This is a genomic window from Sphingomonas sp. S2-65 (assembly GCF_021513175.1).
In the GTDB taxonomy this organism is placed as follows: Bacteria; Pseudomonadota; Alphaproteobacteria; order Sphingomonadales; family Sphingomonadaceae; genus Sphingomonas.
In genome coordinates this window covers 3,404,572-3,421,380 of record NZ_CP090953.1, presented here as the reverse complement: position 1 = coordinate 3,421,380, position 16,809 = coordinate 3,404,572, and the positions used below count along the sequence as shown (strand labels likewise).

The window sequence follows — 16,809 nt, the reverse complement described above, 5'->3', positions numbered from 1 at the left end:
CCCAGGGAAACTTGGGCCCGTCTTCTTCGGAAGACGGGCCTTTTTTATGCGCCATGCGATCCGGCCGTGAGGCGCGATCGATGCGAGGGCACGGTGCTTATTAGTGGTTCGCCAAGCCGCGGTCGGGGTTCTCGCTGAACATCGATGCTTCGAAGAGGAGGGCGTCTTCGAGTTCGATCCGCTCGGCGGTTTCGCGCGCGTGGAGCTTGCGTGTTTCCCGCTGCTCGGCAGCATGGGCTTCCTTCGCCCAGGCCGCGGCGGCGGCGTTGGCGACCAGCTTCACATTCTCGAGCGTGGCGGACGATGCCAGGGCGCGCTGATGCGCCTCCTGGGTGCGGCACAGGGCCAAGGTAGGCTGCATGATATTGTCCTTTCGTCTGGGGGACCGGGTCAGGCCAATGGTTCGTGCAATGCGTGCCGGCAGGTGCGGGGCGCGTGCCGGCGGCGCGGAGTCAGGTCTTCTTGGACGGTGCGGCAGCGGCTGGCGTGCCCTTCTGCGAGGGGGCGGAAGCGTTCAGCTTGGGAGGCTGCGGCTTTTTGGGCTTGCGCAGTTCCTTGCTGCTCTTTTGTTGACCCTTGGCCATGTCCGGTTCCTCTTCGGTTGATGTCGTCGTCGGTGCGGCAATGCCGGCACGCCGCGCGCCAGGTCGGAGCGGGAGCATGAAGAGACTCTCAGCCGCGCTCCTGCTCGTGGCGAACGGCGCGATAGGCTCTAGATGGGGAGTGCAGGCGGTGCGCGCCACCCCATGGCCCCCGAAATTGGCGATCGAGGCAGCGCGCATCTTGCCGCAGCCGGCGACTGCCCCGATATTGTGCAATGCAGCATGGCCGGTTCGGCGGGTTGCGCGTTGGTGCGGCTTCCGCCGTGACCCCGGGGATCCGCGATGCGAAGCTTGAACGACACGATCCGCCGGCTCGGCGCTTTACGGGAACTTACCCCGGCAATGCCGGCCCGGCAGGGCGACGACCGCCTCGCCGATCTTACGGGGTTCGGCTCCAACCCTGGTGCGCTGCGGGCGCGGTATCACGTGCCTGGCGAACTGCGTGCGGATGCGGCGCTGGTGGTGGTCCTGCACGGCTGCACCCAGAGCGCGGCGGGGTATGACCACGGCTCGGGCTGGTCGCGGCTTGCCGACGAACATGGTTTCGCGGTGCTGTTTCCCGAGCAGCAAAGGGCGAACAACGCCAATCTGTGTTTCAACTGGTTCAGCCCGGAGGATGTCCGGCGCGGCTCCGGCGAGGCGCTGTCGATCCGGCAGATGGTCGCGGCGATGATCGCGGCGCATGGGCTCGACGCGTCGCGGGTATACGTCACCGGGCTGTCGGCGGGCGGGGCGATGGCGTCCACGTTGCTCGCCGCCTATCCCGACGTGTTCGCCGGCGGCGCGATCATCGCCGGGCTGCCCTTCGGAACCGCGCGCTCGGTTCCCGAGGCCTTTGACCGGATGCGCGGGCATGGCGGCCCTGCCGGCGGTGCGCTGGGTGCGCTGGTGAGCGCAGCATCGGAGCACGGCGGGCCATGGCCGACGGTGTCGGTGTGGCATGGCGGCAGCGATGCGACGGTGGCCCCGGTCAATGCGGGCCTGATCGTCGAGCAGTGGCGCGGACTGCACGGCGTCCCCGCCGAGCCGACCGTCAGCGACGTCGTCGATGGCCATGCGCACCAGACATGGCGCAACGCCGAGGGCCGCACGGTGATCGAGGAGTACCGCATCGCCGGCATGGCGCATGGCACGCCGCTGCACACGGCGGGGTCGGACGGATGCGGGGTTGCCGGTCCGTATATGCTGGAGGCCGGCATCTCCTCCACGCGCCGGATCGCGGCGTTTTGGGGTCTGTTGCAGGGCGAGCCCATGCAGCGTCCGCAGACCGGCGATACCCGGCAAGAAGGCGCCACGCCCGCCATTGCGCGCGAACTTGCCCAAGCTCCCGAACGCTCCGAAAACAGCGGCACGGCGGAGCATGGCTTGGGGAAGCGTAGTGGCGTGACACAGGTGATCGAGGACGCGCTTCGCGCCGCGGGGCTGATGCGCTAGAGCCGGGCAGCGGGCACTATGATGCGGCATGGGCATTTACCCAAGTTGTTGCGGTTTCAGGCGTTTCCGACGCTTGCTCGTGAGCAGATCAGGATATTTCGATGCGCCTCAAGGTAGAAGCAACGCTTGCCTATCACATGCCGCAAAGCGCCGACGTGCTGCTGGCGATCGAGGCCGCGCCGATGGACGAGCAGCGTCTGGTGAACGACAAGCTGACCGTCAGCGGCACCGGCCCGCTGCGCACGGTGCCCGGTGACGACGGGATCGGGCGCAGGACCTGGGCGCGGGCGCAGGGCGATTTCCTGGCGACCTATTTCGGCGTGTTCGATGTCGAGCGCGGCCGGGATTCGCTGTCCGGCCTGCCGACCGCGTCGCGGCCGGACCTTCCGGCGCACGTCATCCCCTATCTGTGGCCCAGCCGCTTTTGCGAGTCGGACCGCTTCGTGTCGTTCGTGATCCGCGAATTCGGGCATCTGGAGGGAGGCGCGAAGATCGACGCGATGGCCCGCTGGATCCGCGGCAATATCGATTATCGCCTGGGCACCAGCAACGAGAAGACCAGCGCCGTCGACAGCTTCATCGCGCGCGAGGGGGTCTGCCGGGATTTCTCGCACGTGATGGCGGCGTTCGCGCGCGCAGCCGGCATCCCTGCCCGGCTCGTCTCCGCTTATGCCTGGCGGCTCGACCCGCCCGACTTCCACGCCGTGGTCGATGTCTGGCTGGGCAATGGGTGGCATCTGGTCGATGCGAGCGGGCTGGCGCCGACCGAAGGACTGGTCCGCATCGCGGTGGGGCGCGATGCCACCGACATCTCGTTCATGACGATCTTCGGGTTCGCCCAGCTGGTGAACCAACAGGTTCGCGTCACGCGGCTCGATACCCCCGATGCGGACGATGCCGCGTCGCTTCCGGTCGAGCCGGATGGCGACGCGCCTGAACATTGGGGATGAGTTGGTTGGCGCCAGCGCGGCCGGATGTGGCCGCGCCGGCGCCTGACCCGTCTAGACCCGCTGGAGCGGCCCGTGGCGCTCCCCCGGCGCCGTACGATAGGTCGCGACGACCTTGCGGCCGAACGGCTTGGAGAGGATCGTGGAGACCGTGATGAACTCCGCGGTCGCCGCCGCCGGAGTCAGCGTCATCAGAGTATAGCCCTTGCCGTCCTGGTCGCAGAAGGCGACCTCCTTGTTGGCCTGTGCCAGTGCCGTGCCGAGGCCGGGCAGAAGCGAGCCATAAGACGGGCTGGTGATCGCCGTCGCGCCGAACTCCGACGCCACCAGCGTTCCGGCATCGTCGTACAGGTCGTTGGCCCAGGCGGCATGGCTGTCGCCGGCCAGCACGATGGGCTTCGATCCCGCGCGGCGGAACGCGGCGTAGAGACGTTCGCGCGCCGCGGGATAGCCGTCCCAAGCGTCGAAGTTGAACGGAAGTCCCGCCTTGTAGCCCGCCGCGGCCTGCTCCAGGCGGCCGCGATAGACAGCCGGGAGCTTCGCGATGCGATCGGAGAACCCGCTCAGGTCGGGTCCGGCGACGCGCGCCATGACCACCTGGTTGCCCAGCACCTGCCACGGCTGGTTCGCGCGGACCGAGCCGGCAAGGACGCCCTCCAGCCAACGCTGCTGATCGGCACCCAGCATCTCGCGGTCGGGACGGGCACGCTCTGCCATCACCGCGGCATATTCATCGGCGCCGGGGGTGCCCCCCTTCACCTCCGCCTGCTCGGAGCGCGCGAGCAGCCGCGTCTCTACCATCGCCAGCGTGGCGAGGTCGCCGAATTCGAAGCTGCGGTTGATCGCCTCCCACGGCCGGCCGCGCTTGGGGTCACGAATGGGCATCCATTCGAAATAGGCCTGCATCGCCGCGGCCTTGCGCGCCTTCCAGTCGCCTTCGGTCGCAGGATCGTGGTTCTCGGCACCCCCGATCCAGCCGTCATTGGCGACTTCGTGATCGTCCCATACGCAGATGAACGCGGCGCGGGCATGCGCGGCCTGCATGTCGGCATCGGCTTTCACCTGGGCGTGGCGGCGGCGATAGTCGGCGAGCGTGAGGATCTCGTGCGGCGGATCGGGCAGCCGCCCGAGCTTCTGGCCGACATCGGCGCCATATCCGTCGGCGCCATATTCATAGATATAGTCGCCCAGATGGAGCACCGCGTCGAGCCGCGGCAGCGCGGCCATGTCGGCATAGGCGTTGAACAGTCCGCCGGGATAGAGCTGGCAGGATGCCACCGCGAGCACCAGCGACTCCACCGATCCCTTGGGGAGCGTACGGAAGCGGCCGACGGGCGAACGCTCGTCCGCGGCGGTGGTGAACCAGTACCAATATTCCTGCCCCGGCTTCAGCCGCGCGACTTCCACCTTCACCGTGTGATCGGCGGCGGCGCGCGCCGTCGCCTTGCCACTGGCGAGCGGCCTGGCATCCGCCGCGATGGCGACGTGCCACGTCACGGGCACATCCCCACGCGTATCGGTGCTGATGCGGGTCCAGATCACGGCACCGTCCGTCGCCGGATCGCCACTGGCGACGCCGTGTGCGAAGCGGCCCGCCGCAGTCTGGCTGGCCTGCGCGGCGCCCGGGATCCCGAGCGCCGCGCCGCTGCCGAGCAGCGCAAGCGCGCTGCGCCGATCAATCGTCATGTCGGCGTTCCTTAGAAGCGCGCGGTCAGCTGGGCGCCATAGAAGCGCGGCTCGGCCGGGATGAAGGTAGGCGTACCGAAGCTGCCGCCGGTGTTGCCGGCATCGAGCAGATAGCGCTCATCGGTAGCGTTGCGAACATAGCCCGCCAGTTCGAAGCGTTCGTCCATGAAGCTGACGCCGGCGCGGGCGTTCACCAGCGTGACCGGACCCTGCGACAGGGCGATGTTGTTCGGCACTTCAAAGAAGATGCGGCTGCGATAAGTGACGCTGGGCGTCGCGAAGAACCGCATGCCGTTGCCCAGCGGCGCGTCGACGGTGAAGCCTGCCGCCGCCTGCCATTCGGGCTGAAGGCGGAAGCGCGCGCCCGAGAACGTGGACGCGAAACGGCTATTCTCGTCGATGCCGCCATTGATGTAGCCGACATTGCCGAACAGGTTGAGCCACGATCCGGCACGCACGTTCAGTTCGGCTTCGACGCCGAGATTGCTCGCGGTGCCGGCGCTCTGGGTCAGCGAGGTGCCGTTGGGCTGCTGCACGCTTACCTGGAAGCCGTCATATTTCTGGTAATAGACGCCGAGCGATCCCGAAACCGGACCGACATTGCCCTTGAGGCCCGCCTCGTAGTTCCAGACATTCTCCTCGGGAACGAGCTGGAGGTTGGCCGCCGGCGCCCCGGTCGCCAGCCGTCGCGCGTTGAGCTGCACGACCGGGGAGCGACGCCCCTTCGAGATCGTGGCGAACACGTTCACATCGTCGCCGAGGCGATACAGGATATTGAAGCGCGGCAGCACCGCCGAATAGGATTGCCGGGCGGTAAAGGTCTGGCCGCGCGTGTCGATCTGGCCCGGCAGCAGCGAGGGGCCGATGCCCACCGCCAGCAGCGCCGCACGCGCCGCCGCCGGAAGCAGGCTGGGGAGCAACGGCACCGGCACGTCCGCGCGGTAGCCGGATTTGCGCTGCTCGATCAGGATGCGCACGCCTGCCGTCAGTTCCAGCGAGGGCGTAGGGATCCAAGTGGTGTCCGCGAACATCGAATAGCTGTCGTTGCGGCCCTGATTTTCATAGACCGACCGATACGGGACCTGCGTCAGGCGGCCACCGGTCGCCCCGGCGGTCGCAAGTGCCGCCGTCACCACGCCAGTTGGGCTGATGCACGGCAGGCCGGGGATCGCGGGTGCGCCCCGAAGCGCGGTCAGGCACTGGATGAAGGTCCCCTCCTCGGTGGAGAAGGGAACGTTCTGAAAATTGTCCTCGACGAACACGTTCCAGCCGAACGATGCGCGCCAATGGGGATCGCTGTACGAGAAGCGGCCCTCATGGCTGGCCTGCCAACCCTTCGAGATTTCGGCGAATTCCAGGAACCACGCGGCGGAGCCGTCGGCGTCGAACACTTCGCGGCTGTCGAACTTGCGGTAGCCGTTGACCGTGGTGAAGGTGACGCCCGAGCCGAAATCATAGCTTGCGGTCAAGTTGACGTCATAGACTTCGCGGTTGAGCCCAAGCTGGTCGTCGCCGAGCACCTGTGCCGATAGCGGCGAGCCGCCGAGATTGGCCTTGCCGAACGGATCGCCCGGGCCTGCTTCGGTCGGCAGCGCGCGCGAGATGAACGGCGTGCCGCCATTGCGCTGCTGGTCATAGGTGCCGATCAGGTCGACGCTCAGCGCGTCGGTGGGCGTGTAGCGCAGCGATGCGCGGACGCCGAGCTGGTCCTGCGAGTAGAGTTCCTTGTCCTGGCGCGGAGACAGGTTCTCGACATAGCCGTCGCGCTTCTTCCATTCGAACGCGACGCGGCCGGCAAGCGTGTCCGAGCCGGCATTGAGAAAGCCCGAGAGCAGGGTGGAATCGAAATTGCCATAGCCGGCGGTCAGCGCGCCGGAATAACCCGGCTTCGGGCGGGCCGAGGTGAGGCTGATCGCGCCGACGGCGGAGGCAGTGCCGAACAGTGTGGCCTGCGGCCCCTTGATGACTTCGATGCGCTCGAGATCGTAGATCGCCTGGTACGAGCCACGCGAGCGCGAGATGTCGACGCCGTTATAGTAGAGCGTGACGCGCGGCCCCTGCTGCGACGATCCGGAATCCGAGGTGATGCCGCGAATCACGATGCCGGGATTGTTCGCGCTCTGCTCCTGGATGTTCAGGCCCGGGATGTAGTTCGACAGTTCATCAAGGTCGCTCACGCCGATCTGCGCCATGCGCTCGCCGGTGATCGCCGAGATGGTGATCGGTACGTCGGTCGCGCGCTGCTCGATCTTCTGCGCGGTGACGATGATGTCGCCATGATCCTCCTGCGCGGTGGCAGGATCCTCGATCGTGCTCTGCGCAAACGCAGGCGCCGAGGCAAGCGCAGTGGTGGCGAGCAAGGCCGCCAGCGACGTCCGGTACATCATGTTCGTGTTCCCCCGAGTTTGGTCTCAGGGCTGCTGGACAATGGATGTGAAGCGTTCGTGACAGCCACGGATACTAACATGCATCGCACGCCGATCTGCGGGACCCCAACCGTGATCGAAGTTCCGAGGTCGTCGCTAGATCGCGTATCGCGCCCGTTGCGGGCGGCTCAGCATCGCATTGGCGGCGTCGTCGCCTGAGAAGCGCTCGGCCTTCGGATCCCATTTCAGGCGGCGCTGGGTCTTCATCGCCGTCCAATGCAGCAGGCAGGTCGACAAGGAGCGATGGCCGATCTCGGCAGGCGCACTCAACGGAGCGCCGGTACGGATCGCGTCGAGCCAGTTGCGGTGCTGTTCGGAAACCTTGAGCAAGTGCACTTCGTTCGGGCCGATCACGCTGGTCAGGATCTTGGGATCGGACGCGTGAAGCGGTTCGACCTGCGCCGCGCCGGGATCGCTGGCCGTCACCGCGCCGCTTCGGGTGACGAAGATCCACCCCTTGTCGCCGATGAACTTGATTCCGTTGGGCAGCGCGCCCGACACGGTCATCGTAACGCCATTGGCGTAGCGCGCATGGGTTTCGAACGCGCCATGAACGTTCCACAGCCCGCTCTTCGGGAACTCGGCCCTGCCCCAGATCTCGATCGGGCCCGAATGCTCCATGTCCATGCCCCAATGGGCAGTGTCGATATGGTGCGAGCCCCAGCCAGTAATCATCCCGGCGCCGAACTGCTCGAGGCGCAGCCAGCCCGGACGACCCTCAAACGAGTCCTGCGGATGCACGCCGATCTCGGTATATGGAATCTCGGGCGTGGTGCCGAGCCAGGCGTCGTAGTTGAGGTTCGACGGCACCGGTTCCGGCGGCGCCGGCGGACCCGAAGGATCGCCCGGCAGCCCGACTTCGACATGGCGGATCCTGCCGATGCGACCGTTGCGGACAAGCTCGCAGGCGCGGTGGAATTGCGGCCACGGGTCCTGCCCACGCTGCTGCGAACCGATCTGAAGGACCTTCCCGCTCGCCTTGACCGCGTCGGCCATCGCCCGGCCCTCGGGGATCGTTAGGGCGGCGGGCTTTTGGAGATAGACATGCTTGCCGGCACGCACCGCATGCACCGCCTGGGGCGCGTGCTGATGGTCGGGCGTGGAGATCAGCACCGCGTCGATGTCACGGCTGGCGAGCAACTCGCGATAGTCATGATACATCCGCGTGCCCGAATAGGGCTTGCCGGTGCTCGCGGTATAGCGCGCGTCGACCAATTCCTTGCCGGCGCCGAGGCGGATCGTATCGACGTCGCACACGGCGACGATCTGCGCGTCGGCATGTTTGTGGACTTCCTTCATGTCGTGGATGCGCGAGATACGGCCGACGCCGATGGCGCCGATGGTGATCCGGTTCGAGGGCGCGTTCTGGCCGAACACGCTCGCCGGGACGATGGTCGGCGCAGCGAGCGCTGCGCCGGACTTCAGGACTCCGCGTCGGGAAAACTGCATGTTCCTCTTCCCTTCAGGACAATTTGGGCCGGGTGGCATTTTTTTGCGCAGTGAGCACCAGTTCAGCGGCGAGCAGCGCCTGCGCCTGGTTCTGGGCGGTCGACGTGCGTTCGACCACGTCGGTCACGAACTGTGCGCCGAACGGCAGGGGCACCTTCGAGCAATCGATATAGCGCACGCCCGTCTTGTCCGTGAGGAACAGGTGGTTGCCACCCGGCCTTCCGGCCACATCGACATATTTGCGCAGCTCGATCGAACCCTCGGTCCCGACCAGGAACAGCCGCCCGTCCCCCCAGGTCGGAAGTCCATCGGGGGTGAACCAGTCGACGCGGATATAGCCGGTGCCGCCATTGCCGGTGACCATCATGTCGCCGAAATCTTCGAACTGCGGCTTGCCCGGCCAATGGAGGTTGCCGGTCTGCGCGGCGACCACCTGCGCCGAGGTCGAGCCGGTGTAGAACAGGAACTGGTCGGCCTGGTGGCTGCCGATGTCGGTCAATATGCCGCCATAGCGCGCCTTGTCCCAGAACCAGTCCGGGCGGGTGGGCGCGCTCACGCGGTGCGGCGCGAGATTGACGGCCTGGATGACCTTGCCGATCGCACCCTGCGCGACGAGGTCGCCGGCATGCACCGCCGCGCGCACCTCCAGCCGCTCGGAGTACATGATGGCGAACTTGCGGCCCGTTTCGGTGACCGCGCGGCGAACGTCGGCAAGCTGCTCCAGGCTGGTGATCGCGGGCTTGTCCCCCAGATAGTCCTTGCCCGCCCGCATTGCGCGGATCCCGAGCGGCGCGCGCAGATCGGGGATCGGCGCGCCGACGATCAGCTGGATCGCCTTGTCGTCCAGAATCTCCTCTTCGGTTCGAGCGAGCTTTACGCCGTTGCCGTATCGCTTCTGAAACGTAGCGATCTGCTTGGGATCGGTGGCGAAGAACGCGGCCGGGGTTCCGCCGCCGCGGATCATCGCGTCCGTCATGCCATAGATGTGGGCGTGGTCGAGACCGATCACGCCAAATTTGATGCGGTGCTTCGCGGTGGGCTCCGGCTGGGCCGGCGCGGCATCAGCCGACACGGCATTGCCCTGGCTCACGGACTGGGCGAGCAGTTCGGCAGGAAGCGCGGCGGTGATCCCCGCCATTCCCACCCCCGTGAGCATCGTGCGACGGTGCATGCAGGTCTCCTAGCGCGCGGGCGTGGCGGAAGTCTTCCAGTTGATCACGTGATACGTCGCCGGGGTGCCGCCGACATTGCGCAGCGCGTGGGGCGAGTTGGACGCGTTGAAGATCACCGAGCCTGGGCCGATGCGCTTCCAAGCGCCGCCGCTGAGAACCTCGACCGTACCTTCGCGAACGATCACCAGCTCCTCGTTGGGGTGGGTGTGCGGCGGGTGGGATGCGCGTCCCGGGTTCAGAGTCGTGACGTGCATCTCGAGCTCGTCGAGCGTCGCGGTGGGCTGTCGAACGAGGTTGCGGACGGCGCCGACATCCGTCGTCTGCACCGCCATCGTGCGCCAGTCGAACACCGCCGGTCCAAGCCTGGCGGGCGCGGTCTGCGCGACTGCAGCCATGGCGCAGGTGGCCAGTGCGGCGCCCGATGCCACTGCCACGTCGCGACGCGTGATCCTCATCGCCTCTCTCCCTTCGCGTGGTCTTCGCCACGTCGCCTGGAGCTTACCGCAAAGCGAAAGCGTGTGAACCACATTCGTCCGAGATTTATTTCCCTGGGGTCGACGCGCAGGGGCCTTCCGCCCCGGCGGCGCGCCAATAGTCGTTTGCGGCGGCGATCGTTGCGAACTCGACTGCGATGACGTGGCTCGCCGCGATCAGTCCGAAAGGGTCGTGCGCATATTGCGAACGGCCATTCTGCAACACTTCCAGTTCGTGCTGCATCGCGTGCACCGAGTGCCTGGCGAGCATCATCGCCAATGCGCGTCCCTCTTCAGGAGACGCCGTCAGCAAACTGTTGCCGGGGACAAGCGGTGTCGTGGGAACCTGGGTCATCGGGTTTCCTTTACAGCAAGCGACGTTCAGGGGACGAGCACCAGCTTGCCCGGCGGGGCCGTGCCGGCCTCGATCATGGCGTGGGCGCGGCGCGCGTCGGAAAGTTCAAGCACCGCACCGACGCGCGCCTGCAGGTCCCCAGCGGCGAACAGGTCTGCGAGCTGGATCAGTTTGTGGGTCGTGACCGCGACCAGCATGAATTGGGCGCGGACCTTATGACGCCTCGCGAGCTCCTGATCCGGCTCCGCGACTGAGGAGACGAGTACGCCGCCCGTGCGCAGCCACGCGAACGCATCCGCCAGCGAGTCGCCCCCCACGGTATCTATCACGGCGTCCGCGGCGCCCATGAAGCGCTCGGGTATGGCAGTGCCGGCTTCTACTGCGACGGCACCCGTTGCCGCGATGCGGTCCAGTTCGTGGGCGCGGCCGATTGCTACGACCTGCGCGCCAGCGAGAAGCGCAAGCTGGACTGCATAGGCACCCACATTGCCTGCGCCGCCGATCACCACCACCGTCTGACCAGCGTCGACGCCGGCATGTTCGAACACCATCTGGAGCGCAGTGCATGCGATGACCGGCACCGACGCTGCTTCCACGTCGCCAAGCGCTATCGCGCGCTCGGCGATCATGCTCGCGTCGGCAATTGCATATTCGGCATAGGCGCCCGTGAAGCGCGCATTGGTCGCGCCATAGATTGCGGACCCCGGCGCGAAGTTCGTGACGCCGGCTCCGGTCGCCTCGACGACGCCCGACAGGTCTGCGCCCAGTGTAAGTGGTAAGGGCTGGGGCAGCACGCTGCGTCCTGAGCGGACCCAAAGGTCCCAAGGCCCAACGCCCGCCGCGGCAACCTTGACGAGGACCTGGCCTGCTCCCGGGATGGGTCGCGGCACTTCCTCATAGATCATGGCTTCAAGCCCGCCGAATGCGTGTACCCGGACAGCCTTCACCGCAGTCGCTCCCCCTTTTGGCTCAAGGCAATATCGACGTGTTGCGAAACCGCAGCCATTCGAACCTCCTTGACGAAGATCGGCTTTAGTCTTTTCCAGCACGTGCTTCTGTGGCTCGGCTGCGGTCCTTTGTTCCCAAATTGCGTTATTTCGCAGGCGACCCAAAGAGCGGATGCGCATCTCTTGCTTTACTGTCACGATGATAGCGCGATGGATCTCTATGATCATGGTCGCCGCAAATACGGCGCTGGGGTGCTTGGCACCGCTCTGGGCTGCGCCTGGTCTGGAGTGGCAGCCGAATTGCGGCATCATCCCGCCGGAGACATTCCCGCTTTCGACTTGGCACAGACAGAAATCGGCATTGCCATCGACAGCCATCCGGGCGCGGTCGTAACGCGCTGCGGCAACGGGCTCAGGCAGAGGACCGCAGTCACCCGCGGCACCATCTGGACGTGTCCGGCAGGCGTGCGCGAGGAGGAGATCTCGCTGGTCGAATGGCACGACTGCCTGCACGTCTATCTTCCGTCGGCACGCTTCGACGATCTGTCGGATCTGCTCGGCGGCGCGACAGTGCGCGCCGACCACATCCGCTATTTGGCGGACGTCAACGACAGCCTGATCCGAGAGATCGGGATGACCCTTCTCAACGAATTGCGCGCGCCCACGGCAGCGGGACGGGTGTTGGCAGAGTCGCTCGCATTGTCGCTCACGACGAGGCTGGTACAGTCTTATTCCGAAACCGGCATCGACCGGCTGACCAGACTGGAAACCCGGCACGGGCTCGACGACCGGCGCCTGCGACGTGTGCTCGACTACATGGCTGCACATCTGGATGCCGAACTTGGTATCGAGGATCTTGCCGCTGTTGCTTGCCTCAGCCAGTTTCACTTCATCCGCATGTTCCACAATCGGGTCGGCACGACCCCCGGCCGCCATCTCGCTCGCATGCGCCTGGAGCATGCAAAGGCGCTACTCGCCTCCGGCCACGCAAGCCTCTACGAAGTTGCGCTATCCTGCTGCTTCTCCTCGCAAGCCAACTTCACTCGGGCATTTCGGCGAGCCACGGGTACGACGCCCCAAAAATATAGGCGATCTTGTTCGTGACGGCCGAGCGACGCGCCGCCAGCCCGCGCGCCTTGCGGTCATAGAAATGGAGTAGCGGCCGCTCACAGTGCGCGCTGGTCAAGATTCAACTGTGCCCAGGCAACCGTGTCGAACCGCGAACCGGCAATTTAGGCGCCGTCTTTCACGCCATAGCGGAGCCCATTTACGAGCGTCGCGACCACGCGTTGCGCGGCTTCGGTATGACCATCCCGTGCGGCCATGCACAGGCTCGCCGCGGCGTTGAGGAATTCGTCGGGCTCGATCTCGCTTGCGATGACTCCCGCCGCCGCTGCCGCTTCGAACAATTTCCGGAATGCGGGCCGGAGACGTTGCTCGCGGCGCGCGGGAAGCGCGTCGAAGGCGGGATCGCCGGAGTGCAGCGCCTGCGCAAGGCCGTGTTTGGTGGCCGCGAGATCGACGAAATTGCGCATCCACAGCGCGAGCGCCTCAAACGGGGGATGGGTCGCCGCGAGAGCATCCGCCGCATCGGCGCAGCTGTCCAGTTCCTGAGCGAAGACGGCGGCGATGAGATCGGGGCGGCGCGGAAAGTGCCGATACACCGTGCCGACGCCGACCCCGGCCCGTTCGGCAATGTCGCGCACTGGCGCATCGACGCCGCCCTCGGCGAACACCTCTTTGGCGGCCTTCAAAAGAGTGACCAGATTCCGTTGTGCATCGGCGCGCACGCGGCGCCCAGCGGGTCGCGCATCCCCGGTATCTCGGTCGGTCGATCGGTCGGCCATCGGATTCCACTTACTAAACGGAACACGTTCCGTATTAAGTGGATCGCGTTCCGTTTACCTGCTACCGCACTGGAGCGATGGCGGCAAGGATCGCCAGCACAGGAGATTGCCGTGCAATACCGCCCACTCGGCCAGACCGGCATCAAGGTCAGCCCCTATTGCCTCGGCGCGATGATGTTCGGGGGGATCGGCAATCCCGACCATGACGAGTGTACCGCCATGATCCACAAGGCGCTCGATGCCGGGATCAATTTCATCGACACGGCCGACCGCTACAGCGCGGGCGAGTCGGAGGAGATCGTCGGCAAGGCGCTGAAAGGTCGGCGCGACCGCGTCGTGCTCGCGACCAAGGTCCACGGCCCGATGGGCGACGACCCGAACATGCAGGGCAACTCGCGGCGCTGGATCACCCGCGCGGTCGAGGATTCACTGCGGCGGCTGCAGACCGACCATATCGACCTCTACCAGATCCATCGGCTCGCGCCCGACACCGACATCGAGGAGACGCTGTCGGTGCTGACCGACCTGATGCGCGCCGGCAAGGTTCGCGCGATCGGCGCCTCGACCGTTCCGGCTTCCGACATCGTCGAAGCGCAATGGGTCGCCGAGCGCCGCGGCCTTGCGCGCTTCCGCACCGAGCAGCCGCCTTATTCGATCCTCAACCGCTCGATCGAGCGCGAGGTACTGCCGGCCTGCCAGCGCTACGGCATGGGCATGATGGCGTGGAGCCCGCTTGCCAAGGGGATGCTGACGGGACGGTATCGCAAGGGACAGCAGACGCCGGACACGACCCGGGCGAAGTTCTTCCCCAAGGCGATGTCCGACTCCGGCAGCCTCGATGCGGTCGAGCAGCTGATCCCGCTGGCGGAGAGCGCAGGCATGTCGCTGATGCACATGGCGCTCGCCTTCGTGGTGGCGCATCCCGCGCTCAGCGCGGCGATCATCGGCCCGCGGACGATGGAGCAGCTCGACGGGCTACTCGACGGTGCGGGCGTCGTGCTGAGCGATGACCTGCTCGACCGGATCGATGCGATCGTCCCGCCAGGCGTGGACGTCGCACCGCTGGAAGCGGCCGCCTATTCGCCGCCGCCGATTGTGCAGCCCGATCTGCGCCGCCGCCCGCTCGCCGGGCGCAGCGCTGCCTGATCGGCTCCTATCCACCACGGAGGGGATTTCCTTACGGCCGATCAGGGCGTTGCGCGCTCGACCGTGATGTTCAATCGGAACCTTCACGGGATGGGAAACCGCCACCATTCCACGGCGACACAGGCGGGCTGCAATCGGCCGGTTGCAGCCCGTCTCGGATGGCGACTTCGGAGACGGGCCTTGCGTGCTGGCGCAAGCGCGTACCGAAATGCGCCGCGACTGCCAGTCGGCTTATCGCTCCTCGCTCATCGGACAACGCTCCCGAGCGGAACCGCGAGACGCTAGGCCGGTTCCCGTTACTGAGGCGCACCCTGGAGCGGAACTAACTATGTCCGAGGTTCCAATGATGAACCGGAAAGACCGCCGTGCGCAGGCAGCGCGGTCGAAAGATCGTCGACGCGTGCAATGCTCCTGCGGCGTCGATCACACGCATTCGTCCGGCCTTAACCCAGGCGGGACGGAGCGTGAGCGCCACGATTGAGTAGGTGCTTGGCTCCACTGGCGGCTTGACCGAGGGTGTGCGTGACCGACGTAATCCGCATGACCGACCCGAGGGCCGCCACGTTGTCCCTGCTCGCGAGCCGCGCAGCGGACGCGACGATCTGCCCGAGCGAGGTAGCGCGTGCGATGGCGCCGGACTGGCGCGGCGCGATGCCCGCGGTCCACGCCGCGATCGACGGGTTGGTCCGCGACGGGATGGTGCGGCTGAGCTGGAAGGGACGACCGCTGGCAACGCGATCGGGACCGTATAGGATTGGCCGGATCGGCGACGATTGAGGCCTGCCCTCTCCCACAGCCTCCGCCACTGCGCTATCGCGCGGCGATGGCGAGGAAGAAGCGCTACCTAACCGCGACGATGGCCGACGGCTATGTGAAGACGATCGGCCCCACCGCCGCGCCGTTCACGCATTACTGGCGCATCGTCGCGCATCTGCACGACGGCAAAACCGAGGTGTTCTGGGGCCACGCCGCATCCGCGAAGGAGGCCGCGGGCAAGAAGGCGCTGACGGAACAAGCGGCGAGGCGGCACGGGTGGAAGCGGTTCGATTTCGAGGTGGTCGAGCTTACGGAGCACTGACGGCCCGTGCCGTCCGGCAGGTCGATCCAGGCTGCGAGGCCGCTTCCCGCGAAGTTCGGACGTGCCACCCACGGTCACGCCAGTTCTGCGATGATCATCGAAGCGAGCGCCAAAACTGCGGCATGGACGATCCCGCGAAGAAGCGATCTCCGGCGCGTATTGGCTCTAGGAGCAGCCGTGGCCAAAACGCTCGTGCCAGACCGCTTGTTCGGCTAGTCGCTGCCGGCAGCAAAGGACCGTTCATGCACCCTGCCCTGCCCTCAATTGCTCCCGAGCCGAGTCCGGTCGCTTCTTGAGGACGAATGTCACACACCCGCCCGCGTGGCGGATCACTGGCTTTGCGTTGTCGGCGGCCGGCGCGATGCTGTTTGCGATCAAGGGCGTTCTGATCAAGCTGATCTACCGCTATGGCATCGACACAACGAGCCTGCTTGCGATGCGCATGGTGGTGGCCGTGCCGGTGTTCGCATTGGTCGGGGTACAGCAGTGGCGGCGGCTGGAGCGAGATGCCCGCCCGGACGCGCGTACGGTCGGGTTGGCGATGCTTGTCGGCGTCCTTGGCTATTACATTTCGTCCTGGTTGGACTTTCAGGGGCTGCAGACCCTCGATGCGCAAATCGAGCGGCTGATCCTGTTCACTTATCCGTTCCTGGTGATCCTGTTCGGACGATTGCTGTTGGGGCATCCTCTTCGTCCCCATGCCCTGCTTGGTGCTGGGCTCAGCTATGTCGGTCTGTTCGTGATGTTCGCAGGCGAGCCGACCCGGCTTGGAACGGCGGCGCTCATCGGCGGTGCTTTCGTCGCGATTGCGGCGGTCACCTTCGCCCTTTACCAACTGTTCGCGCGCGAACTCATCCTGCGCTGTGGAGCACCCTTGTTCACCGCAATCGCGATGAGCGCGGCTGGAGGGATGGCGCTGCTTGGCTTCTTTCTGACGCACCCCGCAGCAGCGCTGATGCCACCGCGCGGCGCATGGACGCTGATCCTGGCACTGGCGGTCTTCTCGACGATCGTTCCGGCGTTCCTGATGTCAGCAGGTACTGCAAGGATCGGCGCGCAGGGCACGGCCATTGTTTCGACGATCAGCCCGGTAGTGACGATCGTTGTCGCGGTCATGGTGCTGGGCGAGCCGTTCGGCTGGCCGGAGGCGGTCGGCACGCTCTGCGTCCTTGGCGGCGTCGGCTTCTTCAGCGTCATCGAGAGCCGCCCACGTTCGTATCAGGCCGGCGAGGAAGGGCCGGCGTGAA

The 16,809-nt window shown here is 66.3% G+C and carries 17 protein-coding genes; 7 read left to right on the top strand and 10 right to left on the bottom strand.

Features of this window, described 5'->3' with window-relative positions:
• Positions 1-100 precede the first annotated feature (100 nt).
• Together LZ586_RS16110 and LZ586_RS16105 are read right to left on the bottom strand one after the other, a co-directional pair.
• A complete protein-coding gene (locus tag LZ586_RS16110) occupies positions 101-361 on the bottom strand; it encodes a hypothetical protein (protein ID WP_235077329.1) in 261 nt (86 codons plus the stop codon).
• A 91-nt stretch (positions 362-452) separates the two neighbouring features.
• Positions 453-662, bottom strand: a complete 210-nt coding sequence (locus tag LZ586_RS16105; RefSeq protein WP_235077328.1) for a hypothetical protein — start codon at positions 660-662, stop codon at positions 453-455.
• A 222-nt stretch (positions 663-884) separates the two neighbouring features.
• Here LZ586_RS16105 and LZ586_RS16100 point away from each other — a divergent pair, with 222 nt between their 5' ends.
• Positions 885-2,036: an alpha/beta hydrolase family esterase gene (locus tag LZ586_RS16100; RefSeq protein ID WP_235077327.1), complete on the top strand. Its 1,152-nt coding sequence runs from the start codon at positions 885-887 to the stop codon at positions 2,034-2,036.
• 101 nt (positions 2,037-2,137) lie between these two features.
• Positions 2,138-2,986, top strand: a complete 849-nt coding sequence (locus LZ586_RS16095) for a transglutaminase-like domain-containing protein (RefSeq protein ID WP_235077326.1) — start codon at positions 2,138-2,140, stop codon at positions 2,984-2,986.
• A gap of 51 nt (positions 2,987-3,037) precedes the next feature.
• Here LZ586_RS16095 and LZ586_RS16090 read toward each other — a convergent pair whose 3' ends face one another.
• From LZ586_RS16090 to LZ586_RS16060, 7 genes are all read right to left on the bottom strand, one after another.
• A complete protein-coding gene (locus tag LZ586_RS16090) occupies positions 3,038-4,669 on the bottom strand; it encodes an alkaline phosphatase D family protein (protein WP_235077325.1) in 1,632 nt (543 codons plus the stop codon).
• Positions 4,670-4,680: 11 nt separating this feature from the next.
• Entirely contained in the window at positions 4,681-7,056 is a 2,376-nt protein-coding gene (locus LZ586_RS16085) for a TonB-dependent receptor (protein ID WP_235077324.1), read from the bottom strand.
• A gap of 135 nt (positions 7,057-7,191) precedes the next feature.
• The gene (locus LZ586_RS16080; protein WP_235077323.1) at positions 7,192-8,544 is read right to left on the bottom strand and encodes a Gfo/Idh/MocA family protein; all 1,353 of its coding nucleotides are present in this window, start codon (positions 8,542-8,544) and stop codon (positions 7,192-7,194) included.
• A 13-nt stretch (positions 8,545-8,557) separates the two neighbouring features.
• Complete coding sequence (locus LZ586_RS16075) at positions 8,558-9,715, bottom strand: Gfo/Idh/MocA family protein (protein ID WP_235077322.1); 1,158 nt, start codon at positions 9,713-9,715, stop codon at positions 8,558-8,560.
• A 9-nt stretch (positions 9,716-9,724) separates the two neighbouring features.
• Positions 9,725-10,171: a cupin domain-containing protein gene (locus LZ586_RS16070; protein ID WP_235077321.1), complete on the bottom strand. Its 447-nt coding sequence runs from the start codon at positions 10,169-10,171 to the stop codon at positions 9,725-9,727.
• Between the two features lie 85 nt (positions 10,172-10,256).
• Entirely contained in the window at positions 10,257-10,544 is a 288-nt protein-coding gene (locus tag LZ586_RS16065) for a hexameric tyrosine-coordinated heme protein (RefSeq protein ID WP_235077320.1), read from the bottom strand.
• 26 nt (positions 10,545-10,570) lie between these two features.
• A complete protein-coding gene (locus LZ586_RS16060; protein ID WP_235077319.1) occupies positions 10,571-11,491 on the bottom strand; it encodes an NADP-dependent oxidoreductase in 921 nt (306 codons plus the stop codon).
• A 69-nt stretch (positions 11,492-11,560) separates the two neighbouring features.
• Between LZ586_RS16060 and LZ586_RS16055 the strand changes: the two genes are divergently transcribed.
• The gene (locus tag LZ586_RS16055) at positions 11,561-12,595 is read left to right on the top strand and encodes an AraC family transcriptional regulator (RefSeq protein WP_235077318.1); all 1,035 of its coding nucleotides are present in this window, start codon (positions 11,561-11,563) and stop codon (positions 12,593-12,595) included.
• A gap of 128 nt (positions 12,596-12,723) precedes the next feature.
• Here the strand turns inward: LZ586_RS16055 and LZ586_RS16050 are convergent, their stop codons facing one another.
• Positions 12,724-13,281, bottom strand: a complete 558-nt coding sequence (locus LZ586_RS16050; RefSeq protein WP_235077317.1) for a TetR/AcrR family transcriptional regulator — start codon at positions 13,279-13,281, stop codon at positions 12,724-12,726.
• Between the two features lie 168 nt (positions 13,282-13,449).
• Between LZ586_RS16050 and LZ586_RS16045 the strand changes: the two genes are divergently transcribed.
• The 4 genes from LZ586_RS16045 (at position 13,450) to LZ586_RS16030 (ending at position 16,808) form a co-directional block, all read left to right on the top strand.
• Positions 13,450-14,484, top strand: a complete 1,035-nt coding sequence (locus tag LZ586_RS16045; protein ID WP_235077316.1) for an aldo/keto reductase — start codon at positions 13,450-13,452, stop codon at positions 14,482-14,484.
• 522 nt (positions 14,485-15,006) lie between these two features.
• Complete coding sequence (locus LZ586_RS16040; RefSeq protein ID WP_413777299.1) at positions 15,007-15,261, top strand: DUF3253 domain-containing protein; 255 nt, start codon at positions 15,007-15,009, stop codon at positions 15,259-15,261.
• 46 nt (positions 15,262-15,307) lie between these two features.
• Positions 15,308-15,562 carry a hypothetical protein gene (locus tag LZ586_RS16035; RefSeq protein ID WP_235077315.1) on the top strand — a complete coding sequence of 85 codons (255 nt, stop codon included), beginning with the start codon at positions 15,308-15,310 and terminating at the stop codon, positions 15,560-15,562.
• Positions 15,563-15,854: 292 nt separating this feature from the next.
• The gene (locus LZ586_RS16030; RefSeq protein ID WP_319938006.1) at positions 15,855-16,808 is read left to right on the top strand and encodes a DMT family transporter; all 954 of its coding nucleotides are present in this window, start codon (positions 15,855-15,857) and stop codon (positions 16,806-16,808) included.
• Position 16,809: the final 1 nt, after the last annotated feature.